The following is an 18,595-nucleotide window of genomic DNA, read 5'->3' as shown; positions in this document are numbered from 1 at the left end:
GGGGGGGGTGCTGTCCGGGGGGCCGGTCGGACGGCGGTCCGGTTGGGCGGGCGTGCCGGCTGGGGGTGCCGGCTGAGTGTGCCGGCTGGGCGGTGCGCGGGTTGGGGGCAATGGTTCGGCCATGCTCCGCGGGGCTCGTCATCTTCCCCGCCGATCCGGGTAGGGTCAGCGGACATGGGCATTCCGACGCCGACCACCCCCGAGGGCAAGGACGGTCTCGCCGGGCTGCTGGCGCGGCCGGAGCGTGCCGTGATCGCCCTTGACTTCGACGGCACGCTCGCCTCGATCGTGCCCGATCCGGACCGCGCCCGGGCCTACCCGGGCGCGGTCGTGGCGCTCGCCAGGCTCGCCCCGAAGGTGGCCTCGGTGGCCGTGGTCACCGGGCGACCGGCCCGGGCGGCGGTGCGGCACGGCGGCTTCGCGGCAGTGCCGGGCCTCGAGCGCCTGGTGGTGCTCGGTCACTACGGGGCGGAACGCTGGGACGCGGGCTCCGCGAGCGTGCGCACGCCCCCGCCCCACCCCGGGGTCGCGGCGGCCCGCTCAGAACTGCCCCTGGTCCTGGAGCGCCTCGGGGCGCGACCGGGCGCCCGGCTGGCCGCGGTGCGGGTGGAGGACAAGGGCGGGCAGGCCGTCGCCGTGCACACCCGCCAGGCGGAGGCTCCCCAGGCTGCGCTCCAGCTCCTGCGGGGCCCGCTCGGGGAGCTGGCCGCCCGGCACGGACTCACCCTGGAGCCCGGCCGGATGGTGCTCGAACTGCGCCCGCCGGGCATGGACAAGGGCATGGCGCTGGACGCGTACCTCCGGGAGACGGACGCGGGCGCGGTGCTCTACGCCGGGGACGACCTGGGGGACCTGGCGGCGTACGGGACGGTGCGCAGGCTGCGGGCCGGCGGGCTCCCCGGGGTGCTGGTGTGCAGCGCGGCGGTCGAGGAGGGGGAGTCGACGGTGGCCGAGCTGGCGGCCCAGGCCGACCTGGTGGTGGACGGCCCCGGCGGCGTCGTGGCCCTGCTGAACGCCCTGGCCGACGCGTTGGACGCCCGCTCCGCCTGAACGCACCCCCGCTCCGGCCGGAACACCGGCCATTCCCGGTCAACCCGGCCCGTACCCACGTGTGCCGGCGCCTGGGCGTGGCTAGGCTCGCGACATGGTCACTTCGCGCTCAGCTCGGATTCTGGTCGCGTCCAACCGCGGACCCGTGTCGTTCCAGGAGGCGGACGACGGCACCCTGACGAGCAGGCGGGGCGGTGGTGGGCTGGTCACCGGCCTGTCCGCGATCGGCTCGGACGAGGCGGCGGTCTGGGTGTGCGCCGCGCTGTCGGACGCCGACCGCCGGGCTGCGGCCCAGGCGCCGCAGGGGCGGCTCGACGCGGCCGGGCACGACACCGGCGGGCAGGCGGTGCGCATGCTCGACATCGACCGGGAGACGTTCCACCAGGCCTACAACGGTGTGGCCAACTCCACCCTCTGGTTCGTCCACCACCTCCTCTACGACACCCCGGTCAGTCCCGCGTTCGACCACGCTTTCACCCAGGAGTGGGCCTCGTACCTCCGGTACAACGAGGCGTTCGCCAGCTCGCTGGCCGCCGAGGCCGCGGAGGGGGCCGCGGTGCTGGTCCAGGACTACCACCTGGCCCTCGCCCCGAGGCTGCTCCGGGAACGCCGTCCCGACCTGCGGATCGGGCACTTCTCCCACACCCCGTGGGCCCCCGCCGAGTACTACCGGATGCTCCCGGACGAGGTCGCCCGTGACGTGCTCACCGGGATGCTCGGCGCCGACCGGGCGGCGTTCCTCACCCGACGCTGGGCCGACGCCTTCGTCGACTGCTGCCGGGTGGTGCTCGGCGCGACCGTGGAGCGCCCCGCGGGAGGCGACCTCACCGTCGTCCACCAGGGCCGCACCACCCGGGTGGGGGTGCACGGCCTCGGCGCCGACGCGGAGTTCCTGCGGGAGCGGGCGCACCGGCCGGACGTGGGGTCCCGCCTCCGGGCGCTGCGGGAGGAGGTGGGCGACCGGAGGACGATCGTGCGGGTGGACCGCACCGAGTTGTCCAAGAACATCGTGCGTGGCCTGCTGGCCTACCGGCACCTGCTCCGCACCCGACCCCAGTGGCGGGGGAAGGTGGTGCACGTCGCGTTCGCCTACCCCTCGCGGCACGACCTGGCGGTGTACCGGGAGTACACGGCGGCGGTCCGGCGGATCGCCGACGAGATCAACGAGGAGTTCGGGGACGACACGTGGCAGCCGCTGCTGGTGCACGTCAACGACGACTTCCCGCGCTCGCTCGCCGCCTACCGCATGGCCGACGTCGCCCTGGTCAACCCGATCCGGGACGGGATGAACCTGGTCGCCAAGGAGATCCCCATCGTCTCCGACGCCGGGTGTGCCCTGGTGCTCTCCAGGGAGGCGGGCGCGGCCGCGGAGCTGGCCGCGGACGCGCTGCTGGTCAACCCGTACGACGTGGTCCAGACCGCTGAGGCGCTGCACCGGGCCCTGACGATGCCCGCCGCGGAACGTGCGGAGCGCAGCCGGCGGCTGGCCGCGGCGGGGGCGGCCCTCCCTCCCCAGCGGTGGTTCCTCGACCAGCTCGCCGCGCTCACCGGCGACGCCCCGGGGTGACGCGCTGGTCCCGCCGGCTGCCGCGGGCCCCGCGGCCGGGTCCCGTAGCCCTCACGGGGACGACCAGCCGGGGAGCCCGGTTCATCCGGCGGGCCCCCGCGGCCTGGCGAGTTGTTCCCTGGCCTGCCGGTACTCCGGACGGGTGACCATCGGTGGGCGTTCCCTGGTCGGCACCGGGTGGCTCTGCGGGACGAAGCCCTCGCCGGGGCGGCGGGTGAACTGGGTCAGCTCCGGCGGGGTCAGTTCTCCCGCCGCCTTGAACCTGCCGCTTCCGGAGAGCCGGTCCAGCGCCGTCTGGTAGATGGCCGCGGCCATCCGGCCCAGTGCCTGGCCGTCCTGGTGCCTGTGGTGCCGCACACCCACGTCCACCTGGGCCAGCGCGTCCAGCCCCGCCACGTCGAGCGCGTCAACGAGCAGTCCCAGCTCCACTCCGTAACCGCAGGGGAAGGGGAGCCTTTCGAGCAGCGTGCGCCGGGCCGCGTACTCCCCGCCGAGTGGCTGGACGAACCCGGCCAGTCGGGGCCAGTGCAGGTTGAGCAGCGGTCTCGCGACCAACTCGGTGACCCGTCCGCCGCCGCCCTCGACCACCGTCGCGGTGGTCTCCAGCGGGCGGTCGTACATCGCCTTGACGAAGCCGACGTCCGGCTCCGTCAGCAGCGGCCCGACGATCCCGTGGACGAAGCGGGAGTCGAACTCCCGCAGGTCGGCGTCGACGAAGCAGATGATCTCGCCGCTGGTCACCAGCAGTGACCGCCACAGCACCTCACCCTTGCCGGGAACGGTGGGGAGCTGCGGCAGTATCGAGTCGCGGTGCACCACCCGGGCCCCGGCGCGCCCGGCCACCTCGCCGGTGCGGTCACTGGAACCCGAGTCCACCACCACGATCTCGTCCACCAGGGGAACGGCCTCGACCAGGTCCCGGCGGATCGCTGCGACTATCTCACCGACGGTCGCCTCCTCGTCGAGCGCCGGGAGCACCACGCTGACGGTGCCCGCGGGGCCTGCCGCGCGCTTGGCCGCCAGGATGCGCTCCAGGGGCCGGTCAGCGGCGGTCCAGGACCGCCGGTCAAGCCAGCGGCCCACTTCATCAAGCACCCGTGCACTCCTTCAGCACCGTTGTCCCCCGTTCGTCTGCCATCAGTAGCACCTGATATGCGCCAATTGTCGCGCTTCATCCATTTTGCTGCGACTTTACTGCCGTGATCCCTCCGGGTCCGCACCGAGCCTGCCACCCGCCGCCGCTCCGATCCGCGCTGACCGCTGGTTGGGCACCGCGTCTCGAGCTACGGACTGGTCCGGCCGGAGGGTGGAGTCGTCGGCTACAGTTTTGGGCACGCGCACCGCGTCGAACAAAAACGCGGCGACCGTCCCTCGGTGGACGACGCCGCGCCACGGTGCCACAAACACGCCCGTCCCGGGCGTCACACCGCTCATCCAGAGGGGCAGAGGGAACGGCCCGTTGAAGCCCCGGCAACCCTCCAGCCGGCACTCGCACAGCGCGAGGCCCCGGCGGGGAAGGTGCCAAGTCCGGCCTGCGGCGAGATGCGCCGACAGGAAAGATGAGGAGAGAGGGCCTCGCCTTGGCTACGCCGACAACCGTCACGCCACCCACCGCAACGCCTCCCACCGCCACGCCGCCCGGCGGAACGTCCCCAGGCGCCGTTCCCGGGGCCTTCGGCCCGGCCGTCGCGCTGAGCTGCCGGGAGTGTCAGGAGCGCTTCGACCTCGGCCCCGTCTTCGCCTGCACCTCCTGTTTCGGTCCGCTCGAGGTCGCCTACGAACTGCCGGTCGGCTCGGCGGAGGAGCTGCGCCAGCGCATCGAGGCGGGTCCGCACAGCATCTGGCGGTACGCCCCGCTGCTGCCCGTGCCCGCGGACGTCGTGAGTCGCCCCAACCTCAACCCGGGCCTGACCAGGTTGGTCCGGGCCGACAACCTCGCCCGGGAGCTGGGCGTCACCGGTGGCCTGTACGTCAAGGACGACTCGGGGAACCCCACCCACTCGTTCAAGGACCGGGTGGTGGCGATCGCCCTCGAGGCCGCCCGCACCTTCGGCTTCACCACCCTGTCCTGCTCCTCCACCGGCAACCTGGCCGGCGCGGTCGGCGCCGCGGCGGCCCGCGCGGGCCTGCGGAGCTGCGTGTTCATCCCGCACGACCTGGAGGCCGGCAAGGTGGTGATGGCCGCCGTCTACGGCGGCGACCTGGTCGGCATCGAGGGCACCTACGACGACGTGAACCGCTTCTGCTCCGAGCTCATCGGTGACCCCGCGGGTGAGGGGTGGGGCTTCGTCAACGTCAACCTGCGGCCGTACTACGCCGAGGGGTCCAAGACGCTCGCCTACGAGATCTGTGAGCAGCTCGGCTGGCGGCTCCCCGACCAGATCGTCATTCCCGTGGCGTCCGGGTCCCAGCTCACCAAGATCGACAAGGGGCTGCGGGAGCTGATCGCCCTCGGACTCGTGGAGGACAAGCCGTACCGGATCTTCGGTGCGCAGGCCACCGGCTGCTCGCCGGTGTCCACCGCCTTCCGCCAGGGCCACGACGTGGTGCGTCCGGTCAGGCCCGACACGATCGCCAAGTCCCTCGCCATCGGCAATCCCGCCGACGGCCCCTACGTCCTGGACATCGCCCGGCGCACCGCCGGCGCGGTCGAGGACGTCCCGGACGCCGAGGTGGTGGACGCGATCAAGCTGCTGGCCCGCACGGAGGGCATCTTCGCGGAGACGGCGGGCGGGGTGACCCTGGGCGTCACACGGAAGCTGCTGGAGGACGGCAGGCTCGACCCCCACGCCGAAACGGTGGTGCTGAACACCGGTGACGGCCTGAAGACCCTGGACGCCGTCGCCCCGACCACGGGCCCGTCCGCGATCATCCGTCCGACCCTTGACTCGTTCCGAGAGGCTGGCCTCGCATGAGCGTCTCCGTCCGCATCCCCACCATCCTGCGCACCTACACCGGCGGCCAGTCGGAGGTGACCGCCCAGGGCGCCACCCTGGCCCAGGTCATCGACGACCTCGAGGCCAACCACAGCGGCATCCGGACCCGGCTGCTCGACGAGACGGGCAAGCTGCGCCGCTTCGTCAACGTCTACGTCAACGACGACGACGTGCGCTTCGCGGAGGGGCTCGACACGCCGACCCCCGACGGCGTCGGCATCTCGATCATCCCGGCGGTGGCCGGGGGCTGCTGACCGCCCGCAGAACAGCCGGCCCTCCGGTCCGGCGTCCCGTGATCCGCCCCGTTCGCCGTGCAGGCGGGCGGGGCGGTCGTGGTTCACCGCGCGGCTGGCGAAGGACGCGCGTCACCTCCACCCCGCGCGGTGCGCTGCTCAAGATCAGAGGTAGAGTGCCCCTCGGCAAGCGCTCGACAATAGATGTGCCCACCCCGGCTCGGGCACAGCGCACCGAACATCCGCACTGAAGTTCTTGTACCGCGGCACCACTGTTGAAACCCCACCGAGGCAATTGCCCGGTCCTGCGAGGATCCGGGGCCGTGGTTGCGCTTCGGACGTATGACAAGTACGCCAACTTGCGGTCTGAACCTGCGGAGCTAATTGTCACATAGGTCTTTTATGCCTGGTCCAACTTGCCCTGGTCTATTGGGAGTTGTTGCGGTATCACCGTTTGGCCGCGCCGGGAATTCTCGTCTGATTGACCTGTTGCGGAGGGCATCTGGACAGATACATTCAGCGGCGGTCGACGCGTTCCGAGCGAATCTCGGCGACCCGGATCCGCGAAGTGCGGGTCCGTGAAAGGGCCAGTAATAGGGGAGTTAGGAATGGCTCAGGGCACCGTCAAGTGGTTCAACGCGGAGAAGGGCTACGGCTTCATCGCGGTCGACGGTGGTGCGGATGTCTTCGTCCACTACAGCGCGATCCAGATGGACGGGTACCGCACCCTGGAAGAAGGTCAGCGAGTCGAGTTCGAGATCTCGCAGGGCCAGAAGGGGCCGCAGGCGGACATGGTTCGTGTGACCGGCTGAGCCTTCCAGGCTCCGCAGCGCCGGAGACCCCCCGATCAGGGCAAGCGTCGACGCGGTCAGGGCCGCACGGCGATGAGGGTGGGTTTCGGCCTCCGGGCCGGATGGCGGTACCCCCCGTGGGCCACGGCCCCCGGACCGGGACCCGGCGTCCGGCAGACGACGGCGTAGGGCATCCGCAGCGTTGTCCGAGGGGGACGTCCAGGTCCTCCGCACCGGGTACACCGCCCGGCGGAAGGCACCGCGGGATCTGGTCGCGTCGGGCGTACAGGGGGTTATGGGGGACGGCAACAACGGTCTTCTGCGCAGGACCCGCACCCAAGGGTGCGGGTCCCTTTCTATGTGCGCCCCCGTGTCCCCCGTGTCCCCCTTGCCCCTGTGGCGCCCCGCCGCCGGCCTCCGCCCGCCCGCCAGCCCCGCCCGCTGCGGCCCCTCCGCGGTGCCCGTTCCGCCGTGCCCGGGTGGCCGTCCGCGGTGCCCGTGCGGCCCGCGCCGGGGCGTGGGAAGCCGGCCCCCGAGGAGATGTCGCCTTGCACTCGGAGGGGTCGAGTGCTAATGATTGGTTAGCACTCTGAAGGTGAGAGTGACAACGAGGACCGGGTGGGTGAGGCTCGAAGCGGCGGTGGGAAGGAACTGCCGGCGCGAGGGCCGTCCGTCGCGGGCGCCAGCGCGGTCCGGAGCAATCCCACCCCGTTTGGGAGGACCACTTCACATGGCCAAGATCATCGCGTTCGACGAGGAGGCGCGGCGCGGCCTCGAGCGCGGTATGAACCAGCTCGCCGACGCCGTCAAGGTCACTCTCGGCCCCAAGGGCCGTAACGTCGTCCTCGAGAAGAAGTGGGGCGCCCCCACAATCACCAACGACGGTGTGTCCATCGCCAAGGAGATCGAGCTCGAGGACCCCTACGAGAAGATCGGCGCCGAGCTGGTCAAGGAGGTCGCGAAGAAGACGGACGACGTCGCCGGTGACGGCACCACGACCGCCACCGTGCTCGCCCAGGCGCTGGTGCGCGAGGGTCTGCGCAACGTGGCCGCGGGTGCCAACCCGATGGCCCTCAAGCGCGGCATCGAGCAGGCCGTCGAGGCCGTCTCGGAGCAGCTCCTGAGCCTGGCCAAGGACGTCGAGACCAAGGAGCAGATCGCCTCCACGGCCTCCATCTCCGCTGCTGACCCGCAGATCGGCGAGCTGATCGCCGAGGCGATGGACAAGGTCGGCAAGGAAGGCGTCATCACCGTCGAGGAGTCGCAGACCTTCGGGCTCGAGCTCGAGCTCACCGAGGGCATGCGCTTCGACAAGGGCTTCGTCTCGGCCTACTTCGCCACCGACATGGAGCGGATGGAGGCGTCCTTCGACGACCCCTACATCCTGATCGTCAACTCCAAGATCAGCTCCGTCAAGGACCTGCTCCCGCTGCTGGAGAAGGTCATGCAGTCGGGCAAGCCGCTGCTGATCATCGCCGAGGACATCGAGGGCGAGGCCCTGGCGACCCTGGTCGTCAACAAGATCCGCGGCACCTTCAAGTCCGCCGCGGTCAAGGCCCCCGGCTTCGGTGACCGCCGCAAGGCCATGCTCGGCGACATCGCCATCCTCACCGGTGGCACCGTGATCTCCGAGGAGGTCGGCCTCAAGCTGGAGAACGCGACCCTGGACCTGCTGGGTCGGGCTCGCAAGGTCGTCGTCACCAAGGACGAGACCACCATCGTGGACGGCGCCGGCGACTCCGAGCAGGTGCAGGGCCGGGTCAACCAGATCCGTGCCGAGATCGAGCAGTCGGACTCCGACTACGACCGCGAGAAGCTCCAGGAGCGCCTGGCCAAGCTGGCCGGCGGCGTGGCCGTGATCAAGGCCGGTGCCGCCACGGAGGTGGAGCTCAAGGAGCGCAAGCACCGCATCGAGGACGCGGTGCGCAACGCCAAGGCCGCCGTCGAGGAGGGCATCGTCGCCGGTGGTGGCGTGGCCCTGCTCCAGGCCTCGGCCGCGTTCGAGAAGATCGACCTGGTGGGCGACGAGGCCACCGGTGCGGCGATCGTGAAGCTGGCCCTGGAGGCCCCGCTGAAGCAGATCGCGGTCAACGCCGGCCTCGAGGGCGGCGTCGTGGTGGAGAAGGTGCGCAACCTCACCCCGGGCCACGGCCTGAACGCCGCCACCGGCGAGTACGTGGACCTGGTGGCCGAGGGCATCATCGACCCGGCCAAGGTCACCCGTTCCGCGCTGCAGAACGCCGCGTCCATCGCGGCGCTGTTCCTCACCACCGAGGCGGTCATCGCCGACAAGCCGGAGAAGGCCGCTGCCGCGGCCGGCGCCGGCGGCGGCATGCCGGGCGGTGACATGGACTTCTGATCGCTCGGCGATCGACGTCCGCACAACGCTGGGCGGCACCCCGTACGGGGTGCCGCCCAGCGGCGTCCCGGGGACCCGTTCCCGCTCGTCGTCAGCCGCCGAGGGCGTCCTGGAGGGCGGTGCGGAGGTGGCCGCGGGAGTCGGCCAGCAGACGGGCGGCGCGGGCGGCGTCGACACCGGCGAGGACCACCAGGATGGCGTCCTTGACCTCACCGCCGGTGGCGGCCAGGGCGGCCTCGATCTCCGGGTCCGGGGCGCCGGTGGCCAACGAGACGATGCGCCGCGAGCGGGCCCGCAGCTTCTCGTTGGAGGCGCGGACGTCCACCATGAGGTTCCCGTAGGTCTTGCCCAGCCGGATCATGGTGATCGTCGAGATCATGTTGAGCACCAGCTTCTGGGCGGTGCCCGCCTTCAGCCGGGTGGAGCCGGTCAGTAGCTCCGGGCCGACCACCACCTCGATGCCGTGCTCGGCCGCCGCGGCGAGCGGGGAGCCGGCGTTGCAGGACAGCCCGACGGTCAGGGCGCCCAGCCGCCGGGCGTGGCGGACCGCGCCGAGCGCGTACGGGGTGCGCCCCGAGGCGGAGATCCCCACCACGGCGTCCCGCTCGGTCAGTGCCAGGGCGTCCAGGTCGCGGACGGCGAGGTCCGGGTGGTCCTCCGCGCCCTCCACCGAGCTGACCAACGCGTCGGGACCGCCCGCGATCAGGCCGACGACCTGGCCCGGGGCGGTGTTGAAGGTGGGTGGGCACTCCGAGGCGTCCAGCACGCCGAGCCGCCCCGCGGTCCCGGCGCCCGCGTAGACCAGCCGGCCCCCCTCGGCCATCCGCGCGGCGACGGCGTCGATCGCCGCGGCGATCGACGGGAGCTGGGCGGCGACCGCGGCGGGGACGGCGCTGTCCTCGCCGTTCATCGTCGCGGCGATCTCCAGGGTCGGCAGCCGGTCGATCTCCGCGAGCTCGGCCCGGTACGCCTCCGTGGTGAGGGTGTCCAGTTCGCGGCGCAGGGGGTCGGGCTGGTTGTCGGTCGAGGTCATCGGGATTCCTCCGTGGATACCCCGGGCCTTCGGGCCGGGGAGGAAACGGACCCCTGCGGAACGGGGCGGGAAAGCCGAGCCGTCGCCAGGCGGGTTCGGCGTCCGCCGCCGACCGGCCGACGCCCTTGGCCCACCACCCGGTCAAGGGTCCACGAGGGGGAGCCGCTCAGGGGCGGGGCCCGGCGGCGCTGTGCCGGTGGGTGAGGGCTTCGTAGCTGGCCGAGAGGGCGGGGGCCGCGGAGTCGTAGGTGCGTTGGGCGACGCCGATGAACAGGCAGTCCACCAGGAGCAGTTGGCTGGTACGGCTGGACATGGCCGCGGGGCGCAGCTCGCTCTCCCGGCCGGGCGCGGTGGTCAGCACGATGTCGGCGTACTGGGCGATGGGGGCGTCACGCCGGCTGGTGATGCCGACCGTGGTGGCGCCCTGGTCGAAGGCGACCCGCAGCGGCTCGATGACGTCCACGGTGCTGCCGGAGTGGGAGATGCCGATCGCGACGTCCCCGGGCCGCAGTTGCACGGCGTTGGTGACGGCGAGGTGCGGGTCGGAGTGACAGTGCGCCAGCATGCCTATCCGCAGCAGCTTCTGGGTGAGGTCCTGGCCGACGAGGGCGGACGCGGCGATGCCGTAGACGTCGGTGCGCCGGGCCGTCGCCAGCGCCGCGACCGCCGCCTCGAGCTGGGCCGTGTCGAGCTGGGCAGCGGTGTCGGACAGGCAGAGCTGCTCCTCCTGGGCGAGCTTGGCCACCACCTCGGGGAGCGGGTCGGTGACGGCGATGTCCGCGGTCACCGAGGGCGCGGCGCCGGCCTGCTGCTGGGCGGCGAGCGCGGCGAGCGCCAGCCGCAGGTCCCGGTAGCCGGGGTAGCCGAGGACGCGGGCGGTGCGCACCACCGTCGCCTCGCTGGTCCCCGTGCGGTGGGCCAGGGCGGTGACCGTGAGCTGGGCGCAGGCGGCCGGGTCGGCGGCGACGGTCTCGGCCACACGTTGCATCGAGCGGGTCATGCTCGGAGCCAGACTGCGCACCTTGGCCCGCAGGATGCCCGGTGCGGGCGGGTGCCGTCTGGCTTCGGTGTCACCCGCGAAAGTTTCCTTCGCGCTGAGGCCCATGGCTGAAAGCTATTTTCGAAGGTGGGGAGTGGTCAAGCCCACCGGGCGGTGGCTCAGGCGGAGAGCAGCTCCAGCTCGGTGGTGACGTTGCGGCGCGCGGTGGCCTCCCACTGGGCGTGGCCCATCGGGGTGCGGAACAGTTGGGGCAGGTCAAGGAGGTCCCGCAGCACCCGGGCCCGGCCGGTGCGGAAGGCGTCGTCCGGGACGAAGGCGTACTCCTCGCGCACCGCCGCCGCGTACCGGGCGTACTCCTGCGGACCGCTGGCCAGGACCGCCAGGTCGGCGTCGCAGAGCACCTCGCCGTTGCGGTCCCCGGGGACGGGGGCGTGGGTGGTGGTGAGCCGGACCAGGCGCGCCACCTCGGCGACCTGGTCCGGGGGCACGCCGGCTTCCCGCAGGGCGCGTTCGGCGAGCCGGGCGCTGCGTTCCTCGTTCGTGGACCGTTCGGGTTGGTACACCGCGTCGTGGAACCAGGCCGCGAGCAGCACGCTGTCCGGGGCGGTGGCGCTCCGCCCGAGCTCCTCCACGTGGTCGAGCACCGCGAGCAGGTGGTCGCAGTTGTGGTAGCGGCGGTGTGGTTCCTCCCAGGCGGTCAGGAGCCGTTCGCCGTACGGCGTGGGGTCGGTGCCCGTGCGCGTGGTGCGGCGCAGCAGGTCGTTCCACCGGGCCAGTAGACGGGTGCGGGCGGGGTGAGCGGTGGTCATACGTCCATTGTGGTGCGCCGGTTAGCCGGCCGCCCCCCGCTGTGGCAGTCTTTGGGATATGTCTAGACCAATATTCGAGGTGATCGCGGTCAGCGCGGCCGACGCCGTGGTCGCGCAGGCCGCGGGGGCTGACCGGTTGGAGCTGGCCACGGACATGGCCGCCGACGGACTGACCCCCTCACGGGAACTCTTCGCCGAGATCCGCGCCGCCGTCGACATCCCGCTGCGCGTGATGCTGCGCCTCGCGGACGGCTTCCTCGCCGGTGACCTGGACCGGCTGTGCGCGGTGGCCGAGGGACTGCGGGCCGAGGGCGCACAGGAGTTCGTCCTGGGCTTCCTCCGCCCGGACGGCACCGCCGACCTGGACGCGCTGCGCACGGTGCTCGCGGCCGTGCCGGGCGTGAGCTGGACGTTCCATCGGGCGCTCGACCGCGCCGCCGACCGGGCGGCCGTTCGCGCCCAGCTCACCGGGCTGCCCGGTCTGGACACCTTCCTCACCGCCGGTTCCCCGTTCGGGGTGGACGACGGACTGGACACCCTGCTGGCCGAGGCCGGGACCGCCCAGGACGACGGACCACGACTGCTGGTCGGCGGCGGGCTGCGCACCGACCACCTGCCGGTGCTGCTCTCCGCCGGCGTCGACGCCTTCCACGTGGGCAGCGCGGTGCGCAGGGGCGGCTGGGACAGCCCGGTGGACGCCGCGGTGGTCCGCCGCTGGCGGGAACTGCTGGACGCCCCGGCCACGGTGGGCTGACCGTGGCCGGTCGTTCGGGACCCGGCCGGCTCCCCCCGGTCAGACCGACGGCACCGGCCCCTCGGCGAGAACGGCCGGAAGCGGGCGGGAGTGCACCACGGAAAGCCCGGACACCGCACGGGTCAGCGCCACGTACAGCCGGCGCAGGCCGGTGCGCGCGTCGGCCTCGCCCTCCACCACCGCTGACGGCTCCTCGAGCACCACGAAGTCGTACTCCAGGCCCTTGGCCAGCGAGGCCGGAACCAGGGTGAGCCGGCACGCCCGGGAGGCTTCGTCCCCCGGGGACAGGCACGCCATCCCGGCGGCGTCCAACGCGGCGGTCAGCGCGGCGACCCGGGCGTCCGCGGCGATCAGGCCGATCGATCCCTCGTTGGCCAGCGCGGCGCGACAGGCCGCGAGCACCGCGGCGGTCAGCTCCGCGGGGTCCACCAGGCGGACCGACAACGAACCGGGGGAGTCCCGCACCGACGTGGCCGGGGTCAGGTCGGGGGCTATCGACGGCAGCAGCCGGGAGGCGTAGTCGATCACCTTGCCCGGCACGCGGAAGCCCCGGGTCAGCTCCTCCACCACGGCGTCCGCCTTGCCCAGGTGGGTCAGGGCCTCCGCCCACGAGCCGGTGGCCCACGGGGTGGTGCCCTGGGCGATGTCGCCGAGGACGGTGGCCGAGCCGGTGGTGCAGCGCCGTCCCACGGCCCGGTACTGCATCGGGGACAGGTCCTGCGCCTCGTCCAGCACCACGTGCCCCAGGCTCGGGGTGCGCCGCACCAGGTCGGTGACCTCGTCCACCAGGACGGCGTCGGCCGCGGACCAGGGCGCCGTGCGCACCCCCCGGGCGGGCCGGTCCCACAGCAGCAGCCGCTGCTCGTCCCCGTCGAGGATCCCCTCGGCGCACTCGGCGAGGAAATCACCGTCGGACAGCAGCCGCAGCACCAGCCTGGGCGGGTCCACGACGGGCCAGACCTGTTTCACCAGGGCCTTGACGGCGGGGTTCCTGGCCACCGCGTCCTGCACCCGGTCGTCCGGCGCCTCACCGGACCGTTCCATCCGCACCAGCACCGCGTGCGCCAGCCGCTGCGGCAGGGCCTCCCGCGCGGCTCCGTAGCGGATGTCGCGGTCCAGCAACTCCCGCACGATCTCCTCCACCTCCGGCGCCGGTACCCGCCAGCGCCTCGAGCCGCGGACCACGACCAGGCCCTCGCTCGGCATCCGCACCCCGGACCTGACCGCCCGGCGCAGCACCTCCGCCATCCGCGCGTCGCCCTTCAACCGCGCGACGGCGGCGCTGTCCGATCCGCGCAACGGGACGTGGGCGACGAGCTCCTCGACCGTCGCCTGGGCCACGTCCACCTCGCCGAGCGCCGGCAGGACCTGCTCGATGTACCGGAGGAACGAACGGTTGGGACCCACCACCAGGGTCCCGGTGCGGGCCAGCCGCTCCCGGTGGGCGTAGAGCAGGTAGGCGACACGGTGCAGCCCGACGGCGGTCTTCCCGGTCCCGGGGGCGCCCTGCACACACACCGTTCCGCCGATGTCCGCCCGGACGATCTCGTCCTGCTCCGGCTGGATGGTGGCCACGATGTCCCGCATCGGACCGACCCTCGGCTTCTCGATCTCCGCCTGGAGCAGCGCGCTGGCCGGTACGTCGGCCCCGGCCAGGCCGGCCGCGGTGAGGTGTTCGTCCTCGTACGCGGTCAGCTCGCCGCCGGTGTAACCGAACCGCCGGCGCAGCCGCACCCCCATGGGCTCCCGCGGCGTGGCCCGGTAGAACGGCTGGGAGACCGGGGCCCGCCAGTCGATCACCATCGGGTCGCCGTCCTTGTCGTGGACGTGCCGGCGCCCGATGTAGAACCGCTCCCCGGGCGGTCCCGGGAGCGGCCCCGCCTCCGGGCCGGGCCGCTCGCCGCCCGGTGGCTCGTGGTAGTCGAGCCGGCCGAAGAACAGGGGGGCGTCGGCGAGGTCGGCGAGCGCGGCGATGCGCTCGTTGATCTCGCGCCGCAGGACCTCGGCGTTGACCCAGTTGCCGGTGACGTCGGTGAGGTCGAGGGCCTCGGTGTCGGCGCGCATGGTGCGCAGCGCGGCGCGGGACTCGGCGAGGTGAGCGCGTTCGCGCTGCAACGGGTCGTCGGTGGGACGGGCGTGCGTGGGCACGGTGCGGCCTCCACGGCAGGGCGCGGCGAGCCCGGTCACGGGCTGCGATGACGATCATCTGGGATGCCGGCCGGTTTCCGTCCGGACGGCCCTCCACCACACGTCATCGGGACGCTCGGGAGGCGGCAAGAGCGGAGATTCTAGCGGCTGCCAGCGGGGTCGGCGAACGGTTTCCTGGCGGGGGCGGACCGGCGGGGGCGGACCGGTGGGGTCGGCCCGGTGGGGTGTGGAGACCGGCGGGGTGTTCCGCTCAGACGTCCTCGGCCAGCAGCTCGTCCGCGTCCACGATGCGGTAGGCGTAGCCCTGCTCGGCGAGGAAGCGCTGCCGGTGGGCGGCGAAGTCCTGGTCCACCGTGTCCCGGGCGACGACGGAGTAGAACCGGGCCGCCCGGCCGTCCGCCTTGGGGCGCAGCACCCGGCCGAGCCGCTGGGCCTCCTCCTGGCGCGACCCGAAGGTGCCGGAGACCTGGATGGCCACCGCCGCCTCCGGCAGGTCGATGGAGAAGTTCGCGACCTTGGACACCACCAGCACGGACAGCTCCCCGGCGCGGAACGCGTCGAACAGCCGCTCCCGCTGGAGGTTGCTGGTCTCCCCCTTGATCACGGGTGCGTCCAGGTGCTCGCCCAACTCGTCGAGCTGGTCGATGTACTGCCCGATCACCAGCACCTGCTCGCCCGCGTGCCGGCGCACGATCGCCTCGGTCACCCGCTGCTTGGTGGCCGTGGTGGCGCAGTACCGGTACTTCTCCTCGTTCTCCGCGGTGGCGTACGCCAGCCGCTCGCCCTCGCTGAGACTGACCCGGACCTCCACGCACTCCGCCGGAGCGATGTAGCCCTGGGCCTCTATCTCCTTCCACGGGGCGTCGAACCGCTTGGGTCCGATCAACGAGAACACGTCCGACTCCCGCCCGTCCTCGCGGACCAGCGTCGCGGTGAGGCCCAGCCGGCGCCGTGCCTGGAGGTCGGCGGTGAACTTGAACACCGGCGCGGGCAGCAGGTGCACCTCGTCGTAGACGATCAGCCCCCAGTCCCGGGAGTCGAACACCTCCAGGTGCGGGTAGACGCCCTTCCGCCTGGTGGTCATCACCTGGTACGTGGCGATGGTGACCGGACGGATCTCCTTCTTGGTCCCGCTGTACTCCCCGATCTCGTCCTCGGTCAGCGACGTGCGCCTGACCAGCTCGTGCTTCCACTGCCGGGCCGAGACGGTGTTGGTGACCAGGATCAACGTGGTGGCCTTGGCCGTCGCCATCGCCCCGGCCCCGACCAGTGTCTTGCCGGCCCCGCAGGGCAGCACCACCACGCCGGAGCCGCCGTGCCAGAAGCTCTCCACCGCGTGCCTCTGGTACGGCCGCAGCGCCCAGCCGTCCTCCCGCAGCTCGATCGGGTGCGCCTCGCCGTCCACGTACCCGGCCAGGTCCTCCGCCGGCCAGCCCAGCTTCAGCAGCACCTGCTTGATCTGCCCGCGTTCCGAGGGGTGCACCACCACCGAGTCGGGACTGAGTCTGGTGCCCACCAGCGGCGCGATCTTCTTGGACCGCAGCACCTCCTCCAGCACCGGGCGGTCGGTGGTGGACAGTACGAGCCCGTGCGCCGGGTGCTTGTGCAGTTGCAGCCGCCCGTAGCGGGACATGGTCTCCGCGACGTCGATCAGCAGGGCGTGCGGCACCGGGTACCGGGAGAACGACACCAGGGCGTCCACCACCTGCTCGGCGTCGTGCCCCGCGGCCCTGGCGTTCCACAGGCCGAGCGGGGTGACCCGGTAGGTGTGCACGTGCTCGGGCGCACGCTCCAACTCCGCGAACGGCGCGATGGCCCGCCGGCAGTCGTCCGCCCCGGGGTGGTCCACCTCGAGCAGGAGGGTCTTGTCGCTCTGGACGATCAGGCAGGACACACATACCTCCGGAGATAAGGTCGTCTCATGACAGAACCAACGCCTGTCACAGCACGGGCTATGCCCCGTGCCCGACGCCGGAAGGGCGTCCCGGCCAGCGCGCCGGGGATGCGCGCCGCTATCTATGTTCGCCTATCGCGCGAAACCGACGAGACGACTTCGCCTGAACGCTAGCGCGCGGCCTGTGAGGCGTTATGCGAGGCACGCGGCTGGGAGGTCGTAGCCGCCGAGGAAGACATCGATGTCCCGGGCTTCTCGCGTAGGCTCGACCGGCCGGGACCGCAACGCATCCTGACCAGGCTCGCCGAGCTGGACGTGATCGTGTTCTTCAAGATCGATCGGCTTGCACGCTCGACGGTCCACTTCGCTGAGATCATGCGACTCGCCGAGCACCAGAGCGACCGGGGCGAGGGCCGTGACGATGGGAGGAAGCGTGGCTGAGGCCGGCGGGGGGTTGCTGGAGACATACGTGACGGGTGCTCGTTCGGCGAGCCCGCCGCCGTGGCTGACTTTCGGTGGTTCAGGTCAGAACTGGGATACGGCCGACCGATCTGCAACGGGGACCCTCTCGAACTTCACATGGGGTACCGGGGGTGCAGTCGCACCCGCGTTCGGGCACGCCGACCACCCCGGCACCATCGGCACCGGGGTCCTGATCAGGGCTTCCACGACCGGACCACCCGGCACGCTGTCCAGGCTGAGGGGTGGTCCGGTCTCTGTTTGTTGGTCGTCGCAGTGGGTCGCGCCTTCGCAGACCGCCGACCGTTGGCTTCAGCTCAGGGCCTTGCCGACCTCGTAGATCGTTGGCCTGTCTTCGGGAGCGTGGCTGAGCATGGCCTCGATCAGTTCGCCCAGCTCGCCCCGCATCTTGACGGGCCGTCGCTTGCCGTCTGCCACGGCCCTTCGCTGCACAGGGCGCGGTGCGTCGTCGGGGTACTCGACTGCCCGCCAGCCCGTGGCGGAGATGAGCAGGGAAGCGCCGAGCGCGTAGATGTCGGCTTCCTGGGTGGGCTCAGCCTCTCCGGTGTTGAGCACACTGCGCGCGATCTCCGGGGCTTCGTAGTGGACGAGGCAGCCGCGGAACGGGAAGTCGTAACCCTCGGGCACCCGACCACCGCGCGCCAAGGCCAGATCGATCAGGTGCGTCTGCTCAGGTCCGATGATGAAGTGCGCGGGCTGCACGTCACCGTGCGCCCATCCCTTGGCGTGCAGTTCGGCCAGCGCCTCCACGCATCCCAGGGCGACGCTCGTGTGCGGATCGATGCGCGAGCCCGGCTTACGGCAGGGCTCCCACAGCTGGTAGAGGTCCGGTCCTTTCCGCCACGGCTGGAAGTTCCAGGTACCGCCGTCCCACTCGCCGTACGCGAAGTCATGTAGGCCCAGGCGGTACAACACCGCACCTTCGCGTGCGGGCGCGAGCGCCGTCCAGGGCTGGGCAGGCCATTCGGCCGTTGCCTCGATCGGATAGCCGACCTTCACGGCGTAGTGGCCCCGATGGCTCTCGACTTCCCAGACCATGGAGCCCCGGCGGTTGAGGACCAGGCGCTGAGTCGTGGGCATGAGCGCGTCGAGCACGACGATCGGCAGTTCAGGGGATGTTCCGGACAACGTCGGTTCTCCTTCCGGGCGACGCGGCCGACCCCACATCGAGGCCGGCCGCGCCGCTGGTGTCGTGTCGCTACGCCTGACCGTACGGCCGGCCGCAGTCGGAGTCGCACTGCGCGAGGTTCGTGCCGTCCACGGTCCACAGGTCGTCGAAGACCATGAACCCGGCCGCCTTCATCGCGTGCGCGGACGCGGCCACCTTCTCCGGGTCACGCGCCCCGCCACCCGTCTTGGGGTTGTGGTGGAGGAAGCGGCCCGCGTACCGGTCGCAGAGCGCGGCGTACTCCTTCGTGTGCAGGATGAGCGCGTGCAGACCGAGGTCCACGTCGTCGGACGGGACCATGGGGACGGTCGCGGTCGCGGCAGTGGCCACGAAGGCCACCGCCTGGTCCGCGATCCGCTCGGCCCGCTCGCGG

General features: G+C 72.2%; 15 protein-coding genes, 1 pseudogene and 1 riboswitch. Of the genes and pseudogenes, 8 read left to right on the top strand and 8 right to left on the bottom strand.

Features of this window, described 5'->3' with window-relative positions; genetic code table 11:
- The first annotated feature begins 174 nt into the window (after positions 1–174).
- The gene (gene otsB / locus A3IG_RS0123760; RefSeq protein ID WP_018386100.1) at positions 175–1,050 is read left to right on the top strand and encodes a trehalose-phosphatase; all 876 of its coding nucleotides are present in this window, start codon (positions 175–177) and stop codon (positions 1,048–1,050) included.
- A gap of 94 nt (positions 1,051–1,144) precedes the next feature.
- Positions 1,145–2,617, top strand: coding sequence for an alpha,alpha-trehalose-phosphate synthase (UDP-forming) (locus tag A3IG_RS0123755; RefSeq protein ID WP_026220600.1), 1,473 nt, complete (start codon positions 1,145–1,147; stop codon positions 2,615–2,617).
- An 81-nt stretch (positions 2,618–2,698) separates the two neighbouring features.
- Here A3IG_RS0123755 and A3IG_RS31055 read toward each other — a convergent pair whose 3' ends face one another.
- On the bottom strand, positions 2,699–3,712 hold the full coding sequence (locus tag A3IG_RS31055; RefSeq protein ID WP_040912211.1) for a glucosyl-3-phosphoglycerate synthase: 1,014 nt from the start codon (positions 3,710–3,712) through the stop codon (positions 2,699–2,701).
- 332 nt (positions 3,713–4,044) lie between these two features.
- Positions 4,045–4,183: riboswitch (SAM riboswitch) on the top strand.
- On the opposite strand from A3IG_RS31055, the gene thrC reads away from it, so the two are divergent.
- From thrC to groL, 4 genes are all read left to right on the top strand, one after another.
- Entirely contained in the window at positions 4,177–5,532 is a 1,356-nt protein-coding gene (gene thrC / locus A3IG_RS0123745; RefSeq protein WP_078500888.1) for a threonine synthase, read from the top strand. It overlaps the preceding riboswitch by 7 nt.
- Positions 5,529–5,807 (top strand): MoaD/ThiS family protein, encoded by a 279-nt coding sequence (locus A3IG_RS0123740; protein ID WP_018386096.1) that lies wholly within the window; start codon positions 5,529–5,531, stop codon positions 5,805–5,807. The genes thrC and A3IG_RS0123740 overlap by 4 nt, the downstream gene beginning before the upstream one ends.
- Positions 5,808–6,394: 587 nt before the next feature.
- The gene (locus A3IG_RS0123735) at positions 6,395–6,598 is read left to right on the top strand and encodes a cold-shock protein (RefSeq protein ID WP_018386095.1); all 204 of its coding nucleotides are present in this window, start codon (positions 6,395–6,397) and stop codon (positions 6,596–6,598) included.
- Positions 6,599–7,307: 709 nt separating this feature from the next.
- A complete protein-coding gene (groL, locus tag A3IG_RS0123730) occupies positions 7,308–8,936 on the top strand; it encodes a chaperonin GroEL (RefSeq protein WP_018386094.1) in 1,629 nt (542 codons plus the stop codon).
- A 91-nt stretch (positions 8,937–9,027) separates the two neighbouring features.
- Here groL and murQ read toward each other — a convergent pair whose 3' ends face one another.
- The 3 genes from murQ to A3IG_RS0123715 form a co-directional block, all read right to left on the bottom strand.
- Positions 9,028–9,969, bottom strand: coding sequence for an N-acetylmuramic acid 6-phosphate etherase (gene murQ / locus A3IG_RS0123725; RefSeq protein ID WP_018386093.1), 942 nt, complete (start codon positions 9,967–9,969; stop codon positions 9,028–9,030).
- Positions 9,970–10,135: 166 nt separating this feature from the next.
- Positions 10,136–11,074: a MurR/RpiR family transcriptional regulator gene (locus A3IG_RS0123720; protein WP_026220599.1), complete on the bottom strand. Its 939-nt coding sequence runs from the start codon at positions 11,072–11,074 to the stop codon at positions 10,136–10,138.
- 53 nt (positions 11,075–11,127) lie between these two features.
- Positions 11,128–11,778 carry an HD domain-containing protein gene (locus A3IG_RS0123715; protein ID WP_018386091.1) on the bottom strand — a complete coding sequence of 217 codons (651 nt, stop codon included), beginning with the start codon at positions 11,776–11,778 and terminating at the stop codon, positions 11,128–11,130.
- Between the two features lie 58 nt (positions 11,779–11,836).
- Here A3IG_RS0123715 and A3IG_RS0123710 point away from each other — a divergent pair, with 58 nt between their 5' ends.
- Positions 11,837–12,532, top strand: a complete 696-nt coding sequence (locus tag A3IG_RS0123710) for a copper homeostasis protein CutC (RefSeq protein WP_026220598.1) — start codon at positions 11,837–11,839, stop codon at positions 12,530–12,532.
- Positions 12,533–12,571: 39 nt separating this feature from the next.
- Here the strand turns inward: A3IG_RS0123710 and A3IG_RS0123705 are convergent, their stop codons facing one another.
- The gene (locus A3IG_RS0123705; protein ID WP_026220597.1) at positions 12,572–14,680 is read right to left on the bottom strand and encodes a HelD family protein; all 2,109 of its coding nucleotides are present in this window, start codon (positions 14,678–14,680) and stop codon (positions 12,572–12,574) included.
- A 250-nt stretch (positions 14,681–14,930) separates the two neighbouring features.
- A complete protein-coding gene (locus tag A3IG_RS0123700) occupies positions 14,931–16,574 on the bottom strand; it encodes a DNA repair helicase XPB (RefSeq protein ID WP_018386088.1) in 1,644 nt (547 codons plus the stop codon).
- A 189-nt stretch (positions 16,575–16,763) separates the two neighbouring features.
- Here A3IG_RS0123700 and A3IG_RS36025 point away from each other — a divergent pair.
- Positions 16,764–17,015 (top strand): annotated as a pseudogene (locus tag A3IG_RS36025) (recombinase family protein); the annotation flags it as partial.
- 330 nt (positions 17,016–17,345) lie between these two features.
- Here A3IG_RS36025 and A3IG_RS0123690 read toward each other — a convergent pair.
- Both A3IG_RS0123690 and A3IG_RS0123685 read right to left on the bottom strand, forming a co-directional pair.
- The gene (locus A3IG_RS0123690) at positions 17,346–18,182 is read right to left on the bottom strand and encodes a protein kinase domain-containing protein (protein ID WP_018386086.1); all 837 of its coding nucleotides are present in this window, start codon (positions 18,180–18,182) and stop codon (positions 17,346–17,348) included.
- A 70-nt stretch (positions 18,183–18,252) separates the two neighbouring features.
- Positions 18,253–18,595, bottom strand: a 343-nt coding sequence (locus A3IG_RS0123685) for a glycine-rich domain-containing protein (protein WP_018386085.1), incomplete at its 5' end; no start/stop codon positions are given.

The sequence above is a fragment of the Wenjunlia vitaminophila DSM 41686 genome, assembly GCF_000380165.1.
Lineage (GTDB): Bacteria > Actinomycetota > Actinomycetes > Streptomycetales > Streptomycetaceae > Wenjunlia > Wenjunlia vitaminophila.
Note: the sequence above shows the minus strand (reverse complement) of the source record. Positions and strands in the feature narration are given on the sequence as shown.

Bases quoted from the DNA above. Each gene is read 5' to 3' on its own strand.
- A3IG_RS0123720 (WP_026220599.1), bottom strand. From the start codon at position 11,074: ATGGGCCTCAGCGCGAAGGAAACTTTCGCGGGTGACACCGAAGCCAGA.
- groL (WP_018386094.1), top strand. From the start codon at position 7,308: ATGGCCAAGATCATCGCGTTCGACGAGGAGGCGCGGCGCGGCCTCGAG.
- thrC (WP_078500888.1), top strand. From the start codon at position 4,177: ATGAGGAGAGAGGGCCTCGCCTTGGCTACGCCGACAACCGTCACGCCA.
- otsB (WP_018386100.1), top strand. From the start codon at position 175: ATGGGCATTCCGACGCCGACCACCCCCGAGGGCAAGGACGGTCTCGCC.
- A3IG_RS0123710 (WP_026220598.1), top strand. From the start codon at position 11,837: ATGTCTAGACCAATATTCGAGGTGATCGCGGTCAGCGCGGCCGACGCC.
- A3IG_RS0123735 (WP_018386095.1), top strand. From the start codon at position 6,395: ATGGCTCAGGGCACCGTCAAGTGGTTCAACGCGGAGAAGGGCTACGGC.
- murQ (WP_018386093.1), bottom strand. From the start codon at position 9,969: ATGACCTCGACCGACAACCAGCCCGACCCCCTGCGCCGCGAACTGGAC.
- A3IG_RS0123715 (WP_018386091.1), bottom strand. From the start codon at position 11,778: ATGACCACCGCTCACCCCGCCCGCACCCGTCTACTGGCCCGGTGGAAC.
- A3IG_RS0123755 (WP_026220600.1), top strand. From the start codon at position 1,145: ATGGTCACTTCGCGCTCAGCTCGGATTCTGGTCGCGTCCAACCGCGGA.
- A3IG_RS0123740 (WP_018386096.1), top strand. From the start codon at position 5,529: ATGAGCGTCTCCGTCCGCATCCCCACCATCCTGCGCACCTACACCGGC.